Raw genomic sequence first — 17,771 nt, 5'->3', positions numbered from 1 at the left:
GCCCGGGGTCAGATACCGTCTTGAATGACAAGTCCTTTTGCCAAGTAATGCGCATCAAAGGGCCTGTCAGTGTGGATCACGCCATAGATCAGATGTGCTAGTTTGTGCATGATCGCGCCAATTACGGCTTTTTTCGCCATGTCCGTTGCAGACAAGCGTTCGGCAAAACGGCAGAGAATTGGATTGTGGCGGCGTGCGGCCAAGCTGCGGGAGGCCGGGGGGCAGGTCCGGCATTCGTACACGATCTCAGCCTTGGTCGTCTCGATCTGCAGCAGGTTGCGCTTTACTAAATGCCGATACGGCTCGACTGACTGTCCTGCTCGAGACGTGAAAAGCGGAGGCGATGTGGGACATGGTAAAAGCGGTCGATAGATAAGCGCGTGCCATCGCCTCGTCTCTGTCGCTATAGCGCGCCCGAAACTGCTCTAATGACAGCGTGACAGCGCGGCGCTGCGACCTTGGCGTATCTCTCGGCGTCTCGGTGCGCTGCGATTGCTGATGTGCTGAAATGAAGGCCTCATCGCCTAGAAGAATCTGATGGCAGGTGCTAGCGAGTGGGCTAGTTTTTCCCGTCTCCGCCGGCAACAAACCCGCAATGACGGATTTTGGCGATGAGGGTATTTTTGAGGGTATCGGCAACTGAATAAAGTAGAAAACACTGAAAAATCAAGCGCTTAGCCAGCTCGTTGACCATCGAATGGAATAATCGTTCATTCGACAGCGTAAGCTGACGCTTGCTCAGCGACACCGCCAAGTTCCTGATTTGTCAGGGACTTTTTTTGCCGGTGGGCTTGCAAACTGTCGGTGATGTCAGCGTCAGCTATGCCGTCTGCCCCAAGCTGGCCAGGCGGCCCAGGGTTTCCTGCGCATTCATGCTCTTGGCCAGTGAAACGGCAGTCATGCCGCGGCTGTCCACGGCATCGATGCGGGCGCCGTGTTGCAGCAGCAGGTCGAGGATGGCCAGGCGGTTGAACATGGCGGCCATCATCAAGGGGGTCTTGCCATCCGGACTGCTGCCTTCCACCTTGGCGCCGTGCCGGAGCAGCAGTTCGGCGATGTCCAGGTAACCCTTGTAGGCCACGCCGGCCAGCGGCGTCTGGCCCTGGTCGTTGGGGACGTTGGCGTCGGCGCCCGCTTCGAGCAGCAGGCGCGACGTTTCCAGGTGGCCATGATAGCTGGCCAGCATGATCAGGCTGCTGCCTTTTTCGTTGCGAAAGTTCACTGGAACGCCCTGAGCCACCATGGCGCCCAGTTGCTGCGTATCGCCTTCGCGCACCAGGGCGAACAGGCCCTGGATGAATTCCAGCGTTTCCGCATCCATCGTTGCCGGGATTTTTCGTGCATCGGTGTTCATCGTTTTCTTTCCGCGAAGGTGGGCTATGCCTGCAGTGTAAATGGATGTTGAAGCATTGGCCCGGAAGTTTCAATTGTACGATCCGGCTCCGCATTTGAGGTAAGTGCGGCAGGTGCCCTGCTTGTAAATTTCCATTATTAAACTATATTGGAAAATGATGTGATTTTTATATTGTGTCAGTTATTCCAATTCGGAAATTTAATACTTCCAGAAATTTCAAAGGAGGGGCGGGTCATGAGTGCGATGTTAGAAAAGAAATCCTTGGATAAGCCGGACGAAGTCCGCCCATTCAAGGACGGAGCCGGCCGGATGGCTGTCTTTACGCTTGGCGAACAGACCATGGGGCGCGGCGAATTTGAGCCTGGCTGGCGTTGGAGTCTGCACGTAAAACCGATTGCAGGAACCGATTCGTGCCAGGCAGCTCATACCGGCATGGTCCTTGAGGGACGGATGCTGGTAAGGATGAATGATGGCGCTGAAATGGAATATGGCCCGGGTGACGTCTTCTATATGCCACCAGGGCACGACGCCTGGGTGGTTGGAAACCAGCGTTGTGTACTGTTCGATGTAACCGGCGTCGCAAAGTATGCCAAACCGCAATAAGCGGGGCCAATGCATGTGCGAGACAGTCGCTTACGCGCCCGCCGCCAGCGCCTTTTGCCGCGCGGCCAGCGCCGCGCCGATGAAGAGGGCGATGGCCGAGGCGATCAAGCCCCGTTCCAGGCCGGCAGGGCCGTCGGCGATCCAGCCGACGACGATGGGGCCGACGATCTGGCCCAGGGCGAATACCGTCGTGTAGGCGCTGATGCCGGCCGTCCAGGATTGCTGCGGCAGGTTATGCCGCACCAGGGCCGTGGTCGACGCCACCACAGACAGGAATACGGCGCCGAAGACGAGTCCGGAGAGGAACACGACGGGGACAAAGCTCGTCAGCGCGGGCAGGATGGTCACCGCGCCCAGCACGCCATTCAATATCGCCAGCGATTCGCCGCCCTTGTAGCGGTCGAGCATGCGCGCCCAGATGCGCGACGACGCCACCACCGCCAGGCCCAATACCGCGTAGAACACCGTGATCAAGCTGGGCGGCATGCCTTGCTGCTTGAGCAGGGCGATGACGAAGGTCATGTAGCCGATGTAGCCGACGCCGAACATGAAGTAGCCGGCCAGGCTGGGGGAAAAGTCGCGCCAGGCGAAGCGCCGCTGGGTGTCGACGGCGCGCGGCGCTTCGCCGATGGCTTTCGCCGGCAAGGCCATGACGGCGGTGGCGAGCAGGCAGGCGATGCCCAGTGCCAGCCACGGCCATTGCCAGGCATGCGCGGCGCCGTGCTGCCGGGCGGACGTCAATGCGGCCGGCACCAGCAGGGCCGACAGCGCGATGCCGAATCCCGTGCCGCCGTAATACAGGCCGATGTAGAAGCCGGCGCGCTGGCTGTGCATGGAGCCGAGCCGCGCCGCCAGTACGCCGCCGGCGATGAAGATGAAGGCGCTGGCCACGCCCGCGCACACGCGCTGCAGGAACAGGGTGGCCGTGTCGCTGACGAGGCCCGACATCAGCATGAAGATGCTGGCCAGCACGGAACCGACGATCAGCAAGCGCCACACGCCCAGGCGGCGCATCAGGGCCGGCGTGGCCAGGGCGCCGAGAAAATAACCGAGCGCATTGAAGGTGTTCATGGCCCCTGCCAGCAGGTAGGACCAGCCCAGGTCGGCGCGCATGGGCGGCAGCAGCAAGCCATAGGAAAAGCGCGACAGGCCCAGGGCGACGGCGGCGCCCAGCGAGAGCGCCAGCGCCGTGACCAGCGGATGGGCCGGGGAATGATCGTGTATCGGCATGGCCAGGAGACCCGTCCAGGTGGAAAGCGTGGAGTTGGCGCCGGAGTGGGGCGGGCCGGCGGGCGAAGTCCCTGAGGGACAGTGGCACAGGGCGCTGACGGCGCGCTTTTTTACTACTAAGTTAATGAATCGGCCCGGGGAAGTCAAGCAGGGCCGAGCGCTGAGTAGCGCCGGCAATCATGCAATCCTGGCCATCGTTACTTTTGGAGAGAATTATGAGACATGCAATACCATATAATTGCCATTAGGAAATTAACTTGCCAAAAATCAATTTCGCAGGTTGCTCCTGATCCTCCATATCATAAGGGCACTATGAACAAGAATACACCCGGCGCGTTGTTGATTGCAGCGCTGATTGGCGCGGCGTTGGCTGGTTGCGCTTCCGAATCCTCGCAAGCTTTGGCTGTCCCCACGGTTGCCAGCGCAGCCCGTCCCTACGTTGGTCCACGCACCCTGATCGCTGTCGGCAAATTCGACAACCGCTCGAACTTCATGCGCGGCATCTTTTCCGATGGCGTCGACCGCCTGGGCAGCCAGTCGAAAACGATCCTGATTGCGCACCTGCAAACGTCCAACCGTTTCAATGTGCTCGACCGCGACAACATGGCGGAACTCAAGCAGGAAGCCGAGTTCAAGAAGCAGGGCCAGAACATCAAGGGCGCGGATTTCGTCGTCACGGGCGACGTGACCGAATTCGGCCGCAAGGAAGTTGGCGACAAGCAATTGTTCGGCATCATGGGCCGCGGCAAGACGCAAGTGGCATATGCCAAGGTCACCTTGAACGTCGTCAACATCGCTACGTCGGAAGTCGTGTTTTCGGCCGCCGGCGCCGGTGAATACAGCCTGTCGAACCGCGAAGTGCTGGGTTTTGGCGGCACCGCCAGCTATGACGCCACCCTCAACGGCAAAGTGCTGGACCTGGCCATGCGCGAAGCGGTCGAGCGCCTGGTGGCTGGTGTCGAAGCGGGCGCAATGCGCAAACAATAAGGTATCCCATGAAAACAATGATGAACAAGGGCGCAGCCCTGCTGGCGCTGCTCGCCTGTGCCGCCCTGACCGGTTGCGCCACGCAATCGAAGACCCTGTACCAATGGGAAGGCTACGAGCCGCAAGTGTACGAATACCTGAAGGGTGAAAGCCCGGAACAGCAGATCGCCGCCATGGAAAAAGACTTGCAAGTGATCGGCGCGAAGGGCAATCACGCGCCGCCGGGTTTCCATGCCCACCTGGGCATGCTGTACTCGATCGCTGGCAAGCCGGAGCAAGTCGAAGCGCAGTTCGAAGACGAGAAAAAACTGTTCCCGGAATCGACGCCGTACATGGACTTCCTGTTGGGTAAAATGAAAAAAGGCGAGAAATTATGATGTCGCGCATGTTGAAAATGGCCTTGTGCCTGGGTCCCGCCATCTTCATGGTCGGTTGCGCCACCAAGCAGGCGGCCTACGATTACACCGCCTTCAAGGCCGCCAAGCCCCGCTCCATCGTGGTCTTGCCGCCGTTGAACAACTCGCCGGAAGTCAATGCCGGCAACAGCGTCTACGCGCAAGTGACGTATCCCCTGGCCGAAGCGGGATACTATGTGCTGCCGGTGGCCGTGGTCGGTGAAACCTTCAAGCAGAACGGCTTGACGAACGCCGCCGATATCCACGGCGTCGATGCGAAAAAGCTCAACGAGATCTTTGGCGCCGATGCGGGCCTGTACGTGACGATTTCCAAGTACGGCACGACCTATGCCGTGATCGACAGCGTGACGGTGGTGTCGGTCGATGCCAAGCTGGTGGACCTGAAGACGGGCGCCTTGCTGTGGCAGGGCGCGGCCAGCGCGTCCAGCAACGAAGGCAACAACAGCGGTGGCGGCGGCCTGGTCGGCATGCTGGTGACGGCGGCCGTCAAGCAGATCATCAACACCAGCACCGATGCCAGCCATCCGCTCGCCGGCACGGCAAATGCGCGCATGCTGTCGGCCGGCGTGCCGAATGGCTTGCTGTACGGTCCCCGTTCGGAACGCTACCTGGCGCAGTAATCGTTCGCGAATAGCGTGCTTACGCCCTGCATCAGCCAGGGCAGGGGCAGTGACAACCGGCGCCGGAGGAAATCGTGGACTCGTCCTCCGGCGCTGTCTTTCCTGAGTTCGTGCAGATTCCAGGCAGGGAGCAAGCGATGGGCATTCAATTCAACGTCCGCTACAACGTGGAAACAGACGATTTGCAAGGCAACTCCGTGCTGGTCTTCCTGAAGCTGCACAACCCGCAGGGCCATTACCACAGCCATGCCTGGCAGGTGTTGACGGGGTCGGCCGGCGCCACCGAATCGTTCCACTACGAGGACAGCATCTCGACTGACGTGAACAGTTTCGGCATCAGCGGGAACAAGATCGTCTCGGGCCGCCAGGTCATCGCGCCGGGCCAGCTGCTGTCGGCCGTGAGCCCGCATGGCTTGTCGCCGCTGCTGCAGCCGGCCGCCGCCTCGCTGGCGCAATCGAAGCTGACGCCCGCACAATGCGGCGTCATGAACGAGACCAGCCCATTCATCCCATTCAGCTGCAACTGGTACGTGAACGACCGGCCGGTCGCGACCATGCCCGATGTCGATGCCAACATGACGGTCGGTTTCGAATACCTGCCCAGCCTGTATTTTGTGGTGGCCATGCGGCCGGCGGCGGGCCAGACTTACAGCCTGGAGAGTTTCCAGGACATGACGCAATATGCGATGCCGGTCTCGGCTACCGAAGTGGACGTTACCTTGCACCGCAGCCAGGACGCGTGGCGCTTCGACTTCGCCGCCCGCTAGCGCGCGCCGCGACCGGCGCTGCTCACACTTCGACGGCCAAGTCGTCGAAATCGGCCAGGGTGCCGCCATCGGCGATCAGCTGCTCGAAATTTTGCCGGCGGCGCAGATCGATGTCCGTGTTGCTGACGCCCCGTTTCCAGTAGCCTGCCACCAGCACCTGTTCCTTGGACAGGCCCGCGTCGACGCGAAAATGCTGGCGGATGGCGCGCATTTCATCGCGCTCGCCGGCGCCCCAGATCGCGTAATCGTGCGGATATTGCAAGGCCCTGGCCTGGGCCGCCAGCGGCCCGTCCGGCGCCACGTGGGCCGTGCCGAGGCGTTGCAATGCCAGGCCCGGCACGGTGGGCAGCTCGGCAAAGGAGGCCGCATCATCCGTCACCACCCAGCCGATGCCGCTCGCGCCGGCGGGCCACTGCTGCAACATGGCATACAGCGCGGGTATGCCCGTTTCGTCGAGGAAGAGGGCGATTTTCTTTTCGGCGCCGGCAGGAACGATGAACTGCGGGCGCGGCCCCGTCAGGCGGAAGACCTCGCCCACGTGCAGGCTGTTACCCCAGTGCATCATCGGACTCGCGTGTGCATGCCGCACGATATCGAAGGTAAACGCGCCTGCCTGCGCGTCAAAGCTGCGCACGGTGTAGATGCGCGACGCGCCGCCATACGCCGGCCCGTCGAGGTGGATGCGGAAGGCCACGTTGGGCAGCGCCCATTGGGGATCGTCGCCGGAACGGTCCAGGCGGGCCGTGACGCGCAGCACGCTGGGAACGGGGTGCGCGATGGCGCTGACGGCGGCCGTGACTTCATGCAGGCTGCGGTCATGCTCGGCATTGCGCAGCTGGCCGCCGGATTGCTGTTCTACGGGTGTTGCCATGGTAAGTACTCCTTGGTATTGGGTAATTAGTTTCACCATGCTAAACTAATTAACTGAAACCGACAACGCAGCTGCCGCCACGGACCATAACGATGACTATTGCAAGCACTTCGCCCCGCCCCGGGCGTCCCCCCAGCATCACGCGCGAACGCATCGCCGACGCCGGCATGGCGGTGGGCCTGCCCGCCATGACGTTTACCGGTGTCGCCACCTTGCTCGGCGTCAGCCATGTGGCGTTGTACAAGCATGTGGCGAACCTGGCGGCGCTCAAGCTACTGGTGGCCGAGGAAATTTTTGTTCGATGGAAACTTCCGGCGACGGGCAACGACGACCTGGAGGGTTATCTGCTGCGTTTCAGCGCCTCGCTGCGCGCGTTGGTCAAGTCGCATCCGGGGCTGGCGCCGTACCTGCTGCGCAGAAAAGCGACGACGCCGGCCATGCTGGCCCGGATCGACGCCCACCAGGCGCAAGTGGCGGACAGCTACCGGCTGCCCAGGGAGCGCGCCCGCTGGCTGCTGTCGACCGTGGCCTTCCACTGCGTGGCCCTGGCCGACACCGTGTATGCGCCGGCCGGCGACGCCTGGGAAGCAGAGGACGATGCGCTCATCGAGGCCGAGTTCGACCTGGGCATGCGCGCGCTGGTGATCGGGGCGCTGGCCATGCAGCCATAGCGGCAGCGCGTGGCAGCACGGCGGCGCAGCGATTTTTTTGCGGGCCGGCGGGTCAGCGGGCCGCGAGCGGCCGGCGCCGGCTCCAGAATGGCGCCGATGGCCAGCGTGTTTCTTGGCCGTAACAGTATGCCAGGTGGCGTCCGTATGCCGCGCCGATGGCCGCCAGTTCCGCATTGTATTGCTGGCAAGCCGTGGCGTCGCCCTGCAGCGTGCGGTCGGCCGCTTCGGCGGCGGCCAGGCCCGTGTACAGGGCGTTGAAGATGCCTTGCGACGACAGCGGATCGAAGCTCAGGGCCGCGTCGCCGGCGGCAAACCAGCCCGGTCCCGCGGCGGCGTCCAGGGCGGCCGTATGGGCGGGCGTGGCCAGGGCCGGTGTATCGGCCCCGTAACCTTGCTGCTCCAGCAATTCCCGCGTGGCCGGCAAGCGCCGTGCCGCCGCTTCCAGCCAGCCGGCATCGCGCAGGGAGGTGTTGCCGAGCAAGTCCGCATCCGTATGCAGGGCCAGCACGCGGCGCTGGCCGGGCAGGGGCGCGCTGTACCACCAGCCGTATTCGCACGCCTCGATGTGGGCAAAGCCCCGCGCGGAGGGCGTGCGTTCATGTCCGTATTGCCATATAGATATCAGCCGGTCGCTGTGCCGGCGCTGCGCGCCCGCTTTGCGGGCCAGCCGGGCGCTGCGTCCCGTGGCGTCGATGACGATGCGCGCCGCCGCGTCGCAGGTGCCGTGCCGCGTTTCCAGCCGTACTCTCCAGCCGCCATCGTCCGGCGCGATGTCCGCGACCCTGGCCGAGGCCAGCAGGGCGGCGCCGCGTTGGCGCGCTTCGTCGCGCAGCCATAGGTCGAATGTGCCGCGCGCCAGGTGCCAGCCGTGGCCATCGGGGTCGCTGAGGAAGTGGTGTTCCGCCCAGGCGCCGTTCCACCACGCGCGGTTGCCGTGGTAGGGCGCATGGCCCTGGCGCAGGAAGGCGTCGAGCAAGCCCATGTCCTGCAGCAGGCGCGCGGCGGCGGGCGGCAGCGATTCACCGATGCGCGCCAGCGGCGCGGCCAGCCGGTCGACCAGCAAGACCCGATGCCGCCCCGCCAGGTTCAGGGCGGCCGTGGCGCCGGCCGGACCGGCGCCGACGACGAGCACGTCGGCCTGCAGCACCGTCACAAGCGGTGCCGCTGCAGATGCCGCGCTTTTTCCGTGCCTTCCAGGTCGACGTCGACAAACTCGTCCGGTATGGGCGCCGCGGCGCGCAATGTATGCTTGCCGGCGATCGCTTGCGGCAGGTTTTCCACCTGCAGGAAGGCGGGGAAGCCGCTCACGTCCGTGGGGCCGGGGCGCACCTCGACCACGCCCACTTGCGCCAGGTCGGCGATCATGTTGTTGATCTGCTCTTCATAGCTGATGTTGCCCAGCGGACGTATCCACGCGGCGCGCCGGGCGAAGGCGGCCAGGCGGTCGTCGGTGGGGGCTTCCCGGTTCATCACCGTGTCGTAGGCGAGCTTGCTCATCACCTGGTTCGGCACGCGCGCGGGCCAGAAGGTCGGCACATAGGGATCGTAGTCGGATTGGTAGCCGGAGCGGCAGCTGGCCGTGTCCGTTTGCCAAGGCACGGCCATCCAGCGCGTGACGCCGCCGGCGATCTGCGCCGAGCAGGGGCTGCCGATATTGTCCGGCGTCAACACCGCACCGTAATCCGGCTCCACCCAGCCGGGCGGCCGGTGCGCCAGGCGGAACGGCGCGCTGTACATGCTGGCCTGGCGCATGGGCCAGGTCATTTCGCAGCCGGGGTGGAAGGCGTCGGCCAGGCAGAATTCCATGGCCGCGCGCAGCAGGGTGTCCGGCTGCTGCGCCACTTCCACGTCGGCCAGGCTTTGCGGCGGCGTCTTGCCGGGCGCGTAGTCGTCCGTGAACTTGCCGTCGGCCCATTGCTTGAGGAAGCGCAACTGCAAATTGCTCAGCGCGCAGTTCTGGCGCGGCGTGTCTGCCGGCGGGATGGCCATCGCGTCGCCATACAGCCACGGCCACGGCGACGGCGCCCAGGCGTCGCGCTCGAACTGGCGGAACTGGTTATAGATGACGTTGCGCCACTCCTTGCGGTTTTCGGACGGACTGGCCAGGCGCGCCATCCATTCGTCGCGGCTGAACGGCGTGCTGCCATCCCAGCCGAAGGCGGCCGCGAAGCCGGCATTGACCCATTGCAGGTTGGACAGGCGCTCGAAAATGGGACGGATGTCGTCATGGAACGAGGGAACGGCAGGCGCGGTAATTTTGTCTTCAGAAACAAACAGGTCGCGCATCAAGTCCCACATGGTGCGCACCGACTTTTGCTGCGGCGCGTAGTCGGGCGGCGCGACGACCACCCAGGCCATGTCGACGGGCAAGGCATGGCCCTGGTAGTGCACCGTGGCGCAGACGGGGCCGTCGGCCGTGTCGTCATGCCAGCCTTCGTTGTTGGCAAAGGTGATGGCGCGCGCGCCATTCCACGAGGCGGACTTGCCATGGCCGCCCAGCACGATCAGCCGTCCCATGGCGTCCGTGCGCAACTCGCCCAGGTAGACGGGCGTACCCATGAAGCGGCCGCTGTCGAAGGCGACGGCCGGCTGTTCGCTGCCGCCGATCTTGCGCTCGCCCGGCGTGATGGACAGTTGCGCGCGGTCCGTGACGGCCATGTTGCGCAGGAACGAGGGCTGGGTGGCATTCGCCTCGGGAATGTCGAGCGCGATCTGGAACTGATACCACGCCGCCTTGGTGTTGGCCAGCGTGACGGACCATTCGATGTCGGCATTGCTGGCGTTCAACTCGGCCACGGCCACGCCGGCGGCGTTCAAGCCGTAGATGCGAAAGCCCGCCGCCTGGCGCTTGATGGCCCCGGACGCATCGCGGTAATAGCCGGCCGGCCGCGGCGCCGGTTCCGGCACCTCCGGTCCCATAAAGTACTCGCTGGGGCTGTTGCCCACGCGGGCAATGCCGATGGGCGGATAAATCGCCGCCTTGACGATGACGGTATCTTGGGTGGAACTGGACATGGCATGCCTTTCCAGATGCGTGGAGGGAAGGAAAATATACCGCATAAAAAACGCGCCAAATGCGCACATAGTCACGGTATCGCGAATTCACGCCATGCCTGGCATGGGCGGACACGGGAGCAATTCAGTTGCTGCGGAGATTGACTTGTTGCCGGCATGTAGCTATCTTGGGCTGGCATTGCCTGTTTATCAATATACGAAATAATGTATTGATCCGATATTTTTCTATGCAACCTTTGAAGGAATGATATGAAAATCAAGGCTATTTTCTGTGTTGGCGTGGTATCCCTGCTGGCCTTTCTGCCCGTATCGCAAGCGGCCCAGCCCGGCGAGGCGCTCGCTGCGGCGGCACCGCTTGCGACAGGCGTGGCGCTGTATCCGCAAGAAGGCAATATCCCACCGTTCCGCGGGTCCGGGTCCAGGTAAGGCTACCGCGGCAGCCCCTGCGGCGCGGCGCCAGTCAAGGTAAGATGGTGGCTTTTTCAAGACTTTGAGAGGCCCGCGTGCGCGTGTTGCTGGTGGAAGACGATCCGATGATCGGGGAAAGCCTGGTCGAGGGCTTGCGCGGCGAGTGCTATGCCGTGGACTGGGTGCGCGATGGCCACGATGCGGAGCTGGCGCTGGCCGGCTTCGCCTACGATTTGATGCTGCTGGACCTGGGCTTGCCCGGCAAGGAGGGCATGGACGTGCTGCGCGCCATGCGCGCGCGGGGCGCCGAGTTGCCCGTGCTGATCATCACGGCGCGCGACGGCACGCCGGCCCGCGTGGAAGGGCTCGACAGCGGCGCCGACGATTACCTGGTCAAGCCGTTCGACCTCGACGAGCTGCTGGCGCGCATCCGTGCGCTGCTGCGCCGCCGCGTCAGCCGTTCGCGCTCCGTCATCGAGCATGGCGCGCTGATCCTCGACCTGGCCAGCCACGACGTCACGTTCGAGGGGGAGCTGATCAAGCTGCCGCCGCGCGAATTTTCCGTGCTGCGCGCCTTGCTCGACCATCCGGGCAAGGTGGTGTCGAAGCGCCAGCTGAGCGAAAAGCTGTACGGCTGGGATAGCGAAGTGGAAAGCAATACCGTCGACGTGTACGTGTACCAGCTGCGCAAGAAGCTCGGTGCGGATTGCATCCAGACCGTGCGCGGCGTGGGTTACAAGATGCGGCTGACGCCATGCTGACCATCCGCCGCCAATTGCTGCTCGGTTTGCTGGCCGCCACCCTGCTGTGCGTGCTGGGCGCCGGCATTTCCCTGTTCCGTTCGCTGCTGGAAGAAACCAATGAGCTGGCCGACTTGCAGCTGCGCCAGCTGGCCGTGGCCTTGCCCGACGAGTTCGAGCCGCAGGAGGGACTGGCCGCCGCGCAAGAGCCGGAAGAAGCGTTCGTGCTGCAGGCGTGGGACGAGGATGGCCAGCCCTTGCCCGTCCTGCAGGAGCAGCCGGCACTGCCGCGCTATGCGCTGGCCGGCTTCGCCGATGTCGAGCTGCACGGCGAGGATTGGCGCCTGTACGGCGAAACCCGGCGCGGCCGCTACGTGCAGGTGGCGCAGGCGCAGGCCGTGCGCGACCAGCTGGCCTGGCGGATGACGATGCGGGCCGGCGCGCCCCTGCTGGTGTTCGCGCTGATCCTGGCGCTGCTGATCGTCGCTGTCGTGGGACGCGCGCTGGCGCCGCTGCACCGGCTGGCCGAGTCCGTGGCGGGCCGTTCGCCGGACGCGCTGACGCCGCTGGCGGCCGACGACATGCCGCCCGAACTGCGGCCCGTGGCGCTGGCGCTCAACAGCCTGATGGGGCAGTTCGAGGCGGCGCTGACGGCGCAGCGCACCTTTGTCGCCGATGCCGCGCATGAATTGCGTTCGCCGCTGACGGCGCTGAAACTGCAGCTGCAGGTGGCCGAACGGGCCGGCAGCGAGGAAGAACGGCGCGTGGCGCTGGCGCGGCTGCACGAACGGCTGGACCGCAGCACGCACCTGGTGCGCCAGTTGCTGAGCCTGGCGCGCCATGAAACGGCGCTCACGGCCAGCCAGCTGCACACGGTGGACCTGGGACAATTGCTGGAAGCGGCCGTGGGCGACCATAGCGCGCTGGCCGACAGCCGCGCCATCGACCTGGGCGTGGTGGAAGCGCCGCCCGCCAGGGTGCTGGTGCAGGCCGATCCCGACGGCTTGCAAGTGTTGCTGAACAACTTGATCGACAATGCCTTGCGTTACACGCAGCAGGGCGGCCGGGTCGATTTGCAGGCGGCCGTGGAAGAGGGCAGGCCCTTGCTGCGCGTGTCCGATAACGGCCCTGGCGTGCCGCGCCAGCACCATGCGCGCCTGTTCGACCGTTTCTTCCGTCCCGACGGCAACGACGCCTGGGGCTGCGGCCTGGGCCTGTCCATCGTGCGCCACATCGCCGAGCACCACCAGGCCGATATCGCGCTGGCCGACGGCGAGGCGGGGCGGGGATTGCAGGTGACGGTGCGCTTCCCGCAGGCGGCCTGAGCGGACAAAAAAAAGCGGATGCCGGTCAGGGCATCCGCTTTTCAGGCACTGGCGTAGCGCTTACGCCAGCTCGGTGATGAATTGCTCGCGCGCAGGGCGCACTTTTTTCAAGTCCACCAGCCAGTCGCCTTCGTCGGCGCGGTAGCCCAGCGGCAGCATGACGACGGAACGCAAGCCTTTTTCGCGCAAGTTCAGGATCTCGTCGACCTTGGCCGGATCAAAACCTTCCATCGGCGTCGAATCGACTTGTTCCTGCGCCGCGGCGATCAGGGCCGTGCCCACGCCGATGTAGGCCTGGCGCGCCGCGTGCTGGTAGTTGGTCTCGGCATCGCGCTGCGGATACGTGGCCAGGATTTGCTGGCGATACGCTTCCCAGCCTTCATTCTTGAAGCCACGCACCTCGTTGACCAGGTCGAAGCGCGCGTTGATGCGTTCCACCGTGTAATTGTCCCAGGCGGCAAACACCAGCAGGTGCGAGGAATCCGTCACCTGGCCCTGGTTCCACGCATGCGGCTTGATCTGCTCGCGCAGGGCCGGATTCGTCACGACGAAGACTTCATAAGGATGCAGTCCGCTGGAGCTGGCCGTCAGGCGCACGGCTTCCAGGATGCGCTCGACCTTGTCTTGCGGCACCGTTTTCGTCGGGTCCATTTTCTTGGTGGCGTAGCGCCATTGCAGTGTTTCGAGCAGTGCGGACATGTAAATCCCTTTCATAATGAATAGTTCAGATTGGAAATGATAGCGGATTCAGGCATTTCAAGTGCGGCGGGCAAAAAGAAGCGGTATTCGTACTCAAATTAGCGTACTCGAGTACGCTTGTCTACAGGCCAAGCATGGCAAGTTCCACGTCCGGATAGCGCGCGCCTTGCACACTGGCGGGCGCAATGGCGGCGCCGATGGCGGCCAGCTCGCTGTCGCCCAGGGTGATACGCGCGGCGGCCACGTTTTCTTCCAGGTGCGCCAGGCTGCGGGCGCCGGGTATCGGCACGAGGTCGTCACCTTGCGCCAGCAGCCAGGCCAGGGCCAGCTGGGCCGCCGTGACGCCGCGCGCCGCCGCCAGGCGCTGCAGTTCTGCCACCAGATGCGCGTTGGCCGCCATCGCCTGCGGCTGGAAGCGGGGCAGGCTGTGGCGATAATCGTCGGGCGCCAGCATCGCGCTGGACGTGAGCTGGCCCGTCAGGAAGCCCCGGCCCAGCGGGCTGTAGGGCACGAAGCCGATGCCGAGGGCGCGGCAGGCGGGCAGCACCTCCGCTTCCGCGTCGCGGCTCCACAGCGAATACTCGGACTGCACGGCCGCAATCGGGTGCTCGGCGTGGGCGCGGCGCAGAGTCGCGGCCGACACTTCCGACAGCCCCAGGTGGCGCACCTTGCCCGCGCGCACCAGGCCGGCCATGGCGCCGACGACGTCCTCGATGGGCACGGCGGGGTCCACGCGGTGCTGGTACAGCAAGTCGATGCACTCGATGCCCAGCCGGGACAGCGACGCTTCCACCGCCTGGCGAATATGCTCGGGGCGGCTGTCGACGCCCGCCATGCGCTCCACGCCCTGGCCGTGGGGCAATATCTTGAAGCCGAACTTGGTAGCGATGCTGACTTTGCCGCGCAATTGCTTCAGGGCGCGGCCTATCAAGTCCTCGTTGGCGTAGGGGCCATAGACTTCCGCTGTATCGATCAGGGTCACGCCCAGTTCCACGGCGCGGTGCAGCACGCGCAGCGAGGCGGCTTCGTCCGCGCCGCCGTAGGCAAAGCTCATGCCCATGCAGCCCAGGCCGATGGGGGCGACGCGCAAGCCGGACTTGCCCAGTGTTCTGTGTTCCATTTTTCACTCCTCTTCAAAAAAAGATGCGAGGAGTATGGATGAAGCAACAGCATGCGATAAGATGCCTAATCCTGCATGTATTACTGAATATTGCTCATGAATTGTTTTCCGAATAATGGCTGACCTGAATGAATTGACGGCCTTTGCCGCCGTTGCCCGCCTGCGCAGCTTTCGCAAGGCGGCCCTCGAACGGGGCGTCTCCGCGTCCGCCCTCAGCCATGCGCTGCGGACGCTGGAAGAGCGCCTGGGCGTGCGCCTGCTGAACCGCACCACGCGCAGCGTCACGCCGACGGAGGCGGGACAGCAGCTATTGGCGCGGCTGGCGCCGGCCATGCGCGAAATCGACGATGCCTTGCTGGACCTGAGCGCCTTGCAGGATGTGCCCGCAGGCAAGTTGCGCCTGAACGTGCCCCGTCCGGCCGCCCGGCTGCTGCTGGCGCCCATGCTGGCCAGCTTCGTCGCCCGCTATCCGCGCGTGCAGGTGGAAGTGGTGACGGATGACGGCATGATCGATATCGTGCGCGACGGTTTTGATGCGGGCATCCGCTTTGGCGAGCAGGTGGCGGCCGACATGGTCGCCGTGCCCGTGGGCGCGCCGCAACCGTTCGTCGTGGTGGCGTCGCCCGCCTACCTGGCGGTGCATGGGGCGCCAAGCACGCCGCGCGACTTGCTGGACCATGCCTGCATCGGCCGGCGTTTTCCCAGCGGGCGCCAGTATGCGTGGGAGTTCGAGCTGGAAGGGGAAGCCGTCAGCATCGCCGTCGGCGGCCCGCTGGTGTTCGACGACGATGAATTGATGCTGCGCGCGGCCCGCGATGGCGCGGGACTGGCGTATGTGTACGAGGCCGATGCGCGCGCCGATCTCGCGGCGGGGCGCCTGGCGTGCGTGCTGGAGCGCTGCCTGCCGCCGCCGCCCAGGTATTTCCTGTACTACCCGGGCCGGCGCCAGATGCCGCCCGTGCTGCGCGCCTTCGTCGACATGCTGCGCGCCCCGCCCGTGTAGTCAGCCGGCGGGCGGCGGGGCGCCATGCTCGACCGGCCACTTGATGGTAAACAGGCTGCCGCCCGCCTTGCCACGCGTGCAGACGGCGCTGCCGCCGTGGGCGCGCGCGATGGCTTCCACCACGGCCAGGCCCAGGCCGCTGCCCGCGTTCAGGTCGACCCTGGCGCTGTCGCCGCGGCGGAACGCTTCGAACACGTGCGGCGCCAGGTCGTCGGCAATGCCGGGACCCGCATCTTCGACGCTCAGGTAGTACTGGCCGGCCTGCACGCGGGTGCGCACGCGCAGCAAGCCCGGATGCGCGTAGCGGCGCGCGTTGTCGAGCAGGGCCAGCACGATTTGCCGGATGCGCGCCGCGTCGCAGCAGACGGGATGGTCGGACAGGTGCAGTTGCAGCGTAAAACCGGCCGCTTCCATCTCCTGCGCCAGCAGGCGGCGCACTTCCCCGATTTCCAGGGTCAGGTCCGTCCACGCCATGCGCAGCTGCATGTGGCCGCTGTCGGCCAGGCTCAGGGTGCGCAAGTCTTCGATCAGGCGGCCCAGGTCCTCGACTTGCGCCAGCAGGCTGGAAAACGGCACTTCCTCGGGCTTGAAGACGCCGTCGACGACGCCTTGCAAGGTGCCGCGCAGGATCGTCACGGGCGTGCGCAATTCGTGCGCGATGGCCGCATTCCACGTCTCGCTTTCCTTGGCCGCCCGCTGCAGGCGCTCGGCCATGCTGTTGAAGTCATCGACCAGCATGGCCGTCTCGCCCAGGCTGCGGTCGCCCGCGAAGGCGCGCGCGGACAGGTCGCCATGCGCCACGCGGCGCACGCTGTCCATCACGGAATTGATCGGCTTGAGAATGCGCGAAGCGAGCTTGATGGCGAAAAACGCGGCCAGGCCCAGGCCGAAGATGGTGATGGCGAAGATCCACAGCCATTCGGCCGTCGTCGGCGACCAGTCGTCCGGCTCGGACAGCATGCCGGGATCGATCTTGAAGGCGATGGCGAAGAAGGTCCAGGAACCGATCCAGATGATCAGGATGCCGCTGACCATCAGCACGGACATCGACAGCACGATCTGCCGGTTCAAGCCCGTGAAGCGCATCAGAGGTCGCTTTCCAGGCGGTAGCCCACGCCGCGCAGGCTGGCCGGCATGTTCATCACCCCAGCTTCTTCCAGTTTCTTGCGCAGCTTGCTGACGTGGCTGTCCACCGTGCGTTCCATGGAGTTGCTCTCGGGCATGCATGACTCCAGCAATTCCAGGCGGCTGCACACACGGCGCGGCGTGCGCGCCAGGTGGGCCAGCAGGCGGAATTCCGTCAGGGTCAGGCTCAAGGGCACGGGCGCGCCGTCGCGCAGCACGCTGGCCACATACGTTTCCTGGTCGATGTCGATGGGACCGCAGCGCAGGCGCTGGCCGCCCACCGGGTGGTGGCGCACGCGCGAGCGGCGCAGCACGGCCGCCACGCGCGCCACCACTTCGGCCGGATTGAAGGGCTTGATGATGTAGTCGTCGGCGCCCACGCGCAGGGCGGCCAGTTTGTCGGCATCCTGGTCGCGCGCCGTCAGCATGATGACGGGCGTCTCGCCGCGCCGCCGCACTTCCGCCAGCACGCCCCAGCCATCGACCCTGGGCATTTGCACGTCGAGCAGCAGCAGGTCCGGCGCCAGCGCCAGGTGCTGCTGCAGCGCTTCCTGGCCGTCGTGCGCGAAGGCCGTGCGGTAGCCGTCGCGCTCCAGGTAACCGGCGAGGATGCGGGCGATTTGCGGTTCATCTTCGGCGATCAGGACGAGGGCGGAAGGGGGTGTGGTGGCAAGAAACGAGGGCTGGCTGGCGCTGTGATGATAGTTCATGCAAATAGTCTAGCATTCTTCGCGCTCTCCATCGAATCTCCACATTTCTTTGACGGAACATCCATGTTGGCCTTCTATGCTCTTGTTATCTGTCGACCGGACCGCCG

At 64.9% G+C, this 17,771-nt stretch carries 20 protein-coding genes; 10 read left to right on the top strand and 10 right to left on the bottom strand.

The genetic code is table 11. From position 1 onward, the window contains the following. Window positions 1-8 precede the first annotated feature (8 nt). Window positions 9-203: a hypothetical protein gene (locus CLU94_RS01405; RefSeq protein ID WP_257218641.1), complete on the bottom strand. Its 195-nt coding sequence runs from the start codon at window positions 201-203 to the stop codon at window positions 9-11. Between the two features lie 617 nt (window positions 204-820). Beyond that, on the bottom strand, window positions 821-1,354 hold the full coding sequence (locus tag CLU94_RS01400) for an ankyrin repeat domain-containing protein (protein WP_099664314.1): 534 nt from the start codon (window positions 1,352-1,354) through the stop codon (window positions 821-823). A 234-nt stretch (window positions 1,355-1,588) separates the two neighbouring features. On the opposite strand from CLU94_RS01400, the gene CLU94_RS01395 reads away from it, so the two are divergent. Then, window positions 1,589-1,957: a cupin domain-containing protein gene (locus tag CLU94_RS01395; protein WP_099668113.1), complete on the top strand. Its 369-nt coding sequence runs from the start codon at window positions 1,589-1,591 to the stop codon at window positions 1,955-1,957. A 30-nt stretch (window positions 1,958-1,987) separates the two neighbouring features. Here CLU94_RS01395 and CLU94_RS01390 read toward each other — a convergent pair whose 3' ends face one another. Then, entirely contained in the window at window positions 1,988-3,187 is a 1,200-nt protein-coding gene (locus tag CLU94_RS01390; RefSeq protein ID WP_099664313.1) for a YbfB/YjiJ family MFS transporter, read from the bottom strand. A gap of 312 nt (window positions 3,188-3,499) precedes the next feature. On the opposite strand from CLU94_RS01390, the gene CLU94_RS01380 reads away from it, so the two are divergent. The 4 genes from CLU94_RS01380 (at window position 3,500) to CLU94_RS01365 (ending at window position 5,977) form a co-directional block, all read left to right on the top strand. Next, window positions 3,500-4,174: a CsgG/HfaB family protein gene (locus CLU94_RS01380; RefSeq protein WP_099664311.1), complete on the top strand. Its 675-nt coding sequence runs from the start codon at window positions 3,500-3,502 to the stop codon at window positions 4,172-4,174. Window positions 4,175-4,182: 8 nt separating this feature from the next. Next, a complete protein-coding gene (locus CLU94_RS01375; protein WP_230521897.1) occupies window positions 4,183-4,551 on the top strand; it encodes a DUF4810 domain-containing protein in 369 nt (122 codons plus the stop codon). Then, window positions 4,548-5,210: a DUF799 domain-containing protein gene (locus tag CLU94_RS01370; protein WP_034788080.1), complete on the top strand. Its 663-nt coding sequence runs from the start codon at window positions 4,548-4,550 to the stop codon at window positions 5,208-5,210. The genes CLU94_RS01375 and CLU94_RS01370 overlap by 4 nt, the downstream gene beginning before the upstream one ends. A gap of 74 nt (window positions 5,211-5,284) precedes the next feature. Then, a complete protein-coding gene (locus tag CLU94_RS01365) occupies window positions 5,285-5,977 on the top strand; it encodes a hypothetical protein (RefSeq protein ID WP_257218639.1) in 693 nt (230 codons plus the stop codon). A 22-nt stretch (window positions 5,978-5,999) separates the two neighbouring features. Here CLU94_RS01365 and CLU94_RS01360 read toward each other — a convergent pair whose 3' ends face one another. Next, window positions 6,000-6,848 carry a siderophore-interacting protein gene (locus tag CLU94_RS01360; RefSeq protein WP_099664309.1) on the bottom strand — a complete coding sequence of 283 codons (849 nt, stop codon included), beginning with the start codon at window positions 6,846-6,848 and terminating at the stop codon, window positions 6,000-6,002. A 92-nt stretch (window positions 6,849-6,940) separates the two neighbouring features. Between CLU94_RS01360 and CLU94_RS01355 the strand changes: the two genes are divergently transcribed. After that, window positions 6,941-7,519, top strand: coding sequence for a TetR/AcrR family transcriptional regulator (locus CLU94_RS01355; protein ID WP_099664308.1), 579 nt, complete (start codon window positions 6,941-6,943; stop codon window positions 7,517-7,519). Between the two features lie 52 nt (window positions 7,520-7,571). Here CLU94_RS01355 and CLU94_RS01350 read toward each other — a convergent pair whose 3' ends face one another. Together CLU94_RS01350 and CLU94_RS01345 are read right to left on the bottom strand one after the other, a co-directional pair. Next, window positions 7,572-8,672, bottom strand: coding sequence for a tryptophan 7-halogenase (locus tag CLU94_RS01350; protein WP_099664307.1), 1,101 nt, complete (start codon window positions 8,670-8,672; stop codon window positions 7,572-7,574). Further along, a complete protein-coding gene (locus CLU94_RS01345; RefSeq protein ID WP_099664306.1) occupies window positions 8,669-10,534 on the bottom strand; it encodes a LodA/GoxA family CTQ-dependent oxidase in 1,866 nt (621 codons plus the stop codon). The genes CLU94_RS01350 and CLU94_RS01345 overlap by 4 nt, the downstream gene beginning before the upstream one ends. A 249-nt stretch (window positions 10,535-10,783) precedes the next feature. Here CLU94_RS01345 and CLU94_RS28285 point away from each other — a divergent pair, with 249 nt between their 5' ends. The 3 genes from CLU94_RS28285 to CLU94_RS01335 all read left to right on the top strand — a co-directional run bounded on the left by CLU94_RS28285 (window position 10,784) and on the right by CLU94_RS01335 (window position 13,007). After that, on the top strand, window positions 10,784-10,960 hold the full coding sequence (locus tag CLU94_RS28285) for a hypothetical protein (RefSeq protein ID WP_180278550.1): 177 nt from the start codon (window positions 10,784-10,786) through the stop codon (window positions 10,958-10,960). A 77-nt stretch (window positions 10,961-11,037) separates the two neighbouring features. Continuing rightward, window positions 11,038-11,703 carry a response regulator transcription factor gene (locus CLU94_RS01340; RefSeq protein WP_099664305.1) on the top strand — a complete coding sequence of 222 codons (666 nt, stop codon included), beginning with the start codon at window positions 11,038-11,040 and terminating at the stop codon, window positions 11,701-11,703. Beyond that, on the top strand, window positions 11,697-13,007 hold the full coding sequence (locus tag CLU94_RS01335; protein ID WP_099664304.1) for an ATP-binding protein: 1,311 nt from the start codon (window positions 11,697-11,699) through the stop codon (window positions 13,005-13,007). The genes CLU94_RS01340 and CLU94_RS01335 overlap by 7 nt, the downstream gene beginning before the upstream one ends. A gap of 60 nt (window positions 13,008-13,067) precedes the next feature. On the opposite strand, the gene CLU94_RS01330 is transcribed toward CLU94_RS01335, so the two are convergent. Both CLU94_RS01330 and CLU94_RS01325 read right to left on the bottom strand, forming a co-directional pair. Continuing rightward, on the bottom strand, window positions 13,068-13,706 hold the full coding sequence (locus CLU94_RS01330) for an NAD(P)H-dependent oxidoreductase (protein WP_099664303.1): 639 nt from the start codon (window positions 13,704-13,706) through the stop codon (window positions 13,068-13,070). 121 nt (window positions 13,707-13,827) lie between these two features. Next, complete coding sequence (locus CLU94_RS01325) at window positions 13,828-14,826, bottom strand: aldo/keto reductase (RefSeq protein WP_099664302.1); 999 nt, start codon at window positions 14,824-14,826, stop codon at window positions 13,828-13,830. A gap of 115 nt (window positions 14,827-14,941) precedes the next feature. Here CLU94_RS01325 and CLU94_RS01320 point away from each other — a divergent pair, with 115 nt between their 5' ends. Then, window positions 14,942-15,829 carry a LysR family transcriptional regulator gene (locus CLU94_RS01320; protein WP_099664301.1) on the top strand — a complete coding sequence of 296 codons (888 nt, stop codon included), beginning with the start codon at window positions 14,942-14,944 and terminating at the stop codon, window positions 15,827-15,829. On the opposite strand, the gene CLU94_RS01315 is transcribed toward CLU94_RS01320, so the two are convergent. Together CLU94_RS01315 and CLU94_RS01310 are read right to left on the bottom strand one after the other, a co-directional pair. Continuing rightward, window positions 15,830-16,915: an ATP-binding protein gene (locus CLU94_RS01315; protein ID WP_099664300.1), complete on the bottom strand. Its 1,086-nt coding sequence runs from the start codon at window positions 16,913-16,915 to the stop codon at window positions 15,830-15,832. Continuing rightward, complete coding sequence (locus CLU94_RS01310) at window positions 16,915-17,664, bottom strand: response regulator (RefSeq protein WP_099664299.1); 750 nt, start codon at window positions 17,662-17,664, stop codon at window positions 16,915-16,917. The genes CLU94_RS01315 and CLU94_RS01310 overlap by 1 nt, the downstream gene beginning before the upstream one ends. Between the last annotated feature and the right edge of the window lie 107 nt (window positions 17,665-17,771).

Origin of the sequence: Janthinobacterium sp. 13, from assembly GCF_002749695.1 — a bacterium.
Lineage (GTDB): Bacteria > Pseudomonadota > Gammaproteobacteria > Burkholderiales > Burkholderiaceae_D > Janthinobacterium > Janthinobacterium kumbetense.
This window is presented reverse-complemented; position numbering and strand designations above follow the sequence as displayed.

Coding starts and splice junctions, on each gene's coding strand:
- CLU94_RS01325 (WP_099664302.1), bottom strand. CDS start 14,826: ATGGAACACAGAACACTGGGCAAGTCCGGCTTGCGCGTCGCCCCCATC.
- CLU94_RS01395 (WP_099668113.1), top strand. CDS start 1,589: ATGAGTGCGATGTTAGAAAAGAAATCCTTGGATAAGCCGGACGAAGTC.
- CLU94_RS28285 (WP_180278550.1), top strand. CDS start 10,784: ATGAAAATCAAGGCTATTTTCTGTGTTGGCGTGGTATCCCTGCTGGCC.
- CLU94_RS01315 (WP_099664300.1), bottom strand. CDS start 16,915: ATGCGCTTCACGGGCTTGAACCGGCAGATCGTGCTGTCGATGTCCGTG.
- CLU94_RS01345 (WP_099664306.1), bottom strand. CDS start 10,534: ATGTCCAGTTCCACCCAAGATACCGTCATCGTCAAGGCGGCGATTTAT.
- CLU94_RS01355 (WP_099664308.1), top strand. CDS start 6,941: ATGACTATTGCAAGCACTTCGCCCCGCCCCGGGCGTCCCCCCAGCATC.
- CLU94_RS01380 (WP_099664311.1), top strand. CDS start 3,500: ATGAACAAGAATACACCCGGCGCGTTGTTGATTGCAGCGCTGATTGGC.
- CLU94_RS01370 (WP_034788080.1), top strand. CDS start 4,548: ATGATGTCGCGCATGTTGAAAATGGCCTTGTGCCTGGGTCCCGCCATC.
- CLU94_RS01320 (WP_099664301.1), top strand. CDS start 14,942: ATGGCTGACCTGAATGAATTGACGGCCTTTGCCGCCGTTGCCCGCCTG.
- CLU94_RS01335 (WP_099664304.1), top strand. CDS start 11,697: ATGCTGACCATCCGCCGCCAATTGCTGCTCGGTTTGCTGGCCGCCACC.
- CLU94_RS01400 (WP_099664314.1), bottom strand. CDS start 1,354: ATGAACACCGATGCACGAAAAATCCCGGCAACGATGGATGCGGAAACG.
- CLU94_RS01330 (WP_099664303.1), bottom strand. CDS start 13,706: ATGTCCGCACTGCTCGAAACACTGCAATGGCGCTACGCCACCAAGAAA.
- CLU94_RS01310 (WP_099664299.1), bottom strand. CDS start 17,664: ATGAACTATCATCACAGCGCCAGCCAGCCCTCGTTTCTTGCCACCACA.
- CLU94_RS01375 (WP_230521897.1), top strand. CDS start 4,183: ATGAAAACAATGATGAACAAGGGCGCAGCCCTGCTGGCGCTGCTCGCC.
- CLU94_RS01390 (WP_099664313.1), bottom strand. CDS start 3,187: ATGCCGATACACGATCATTCCCCGGCCCATCCGCTGGTCACGGCGCTG.
- CLU94_RS01360 (WP_099664309.1), bottom strand. CDS start 6,848: ATGGCAACACCCGTAGAACAGCAATCCGGCGGCCAGCTGCGCAATGCC.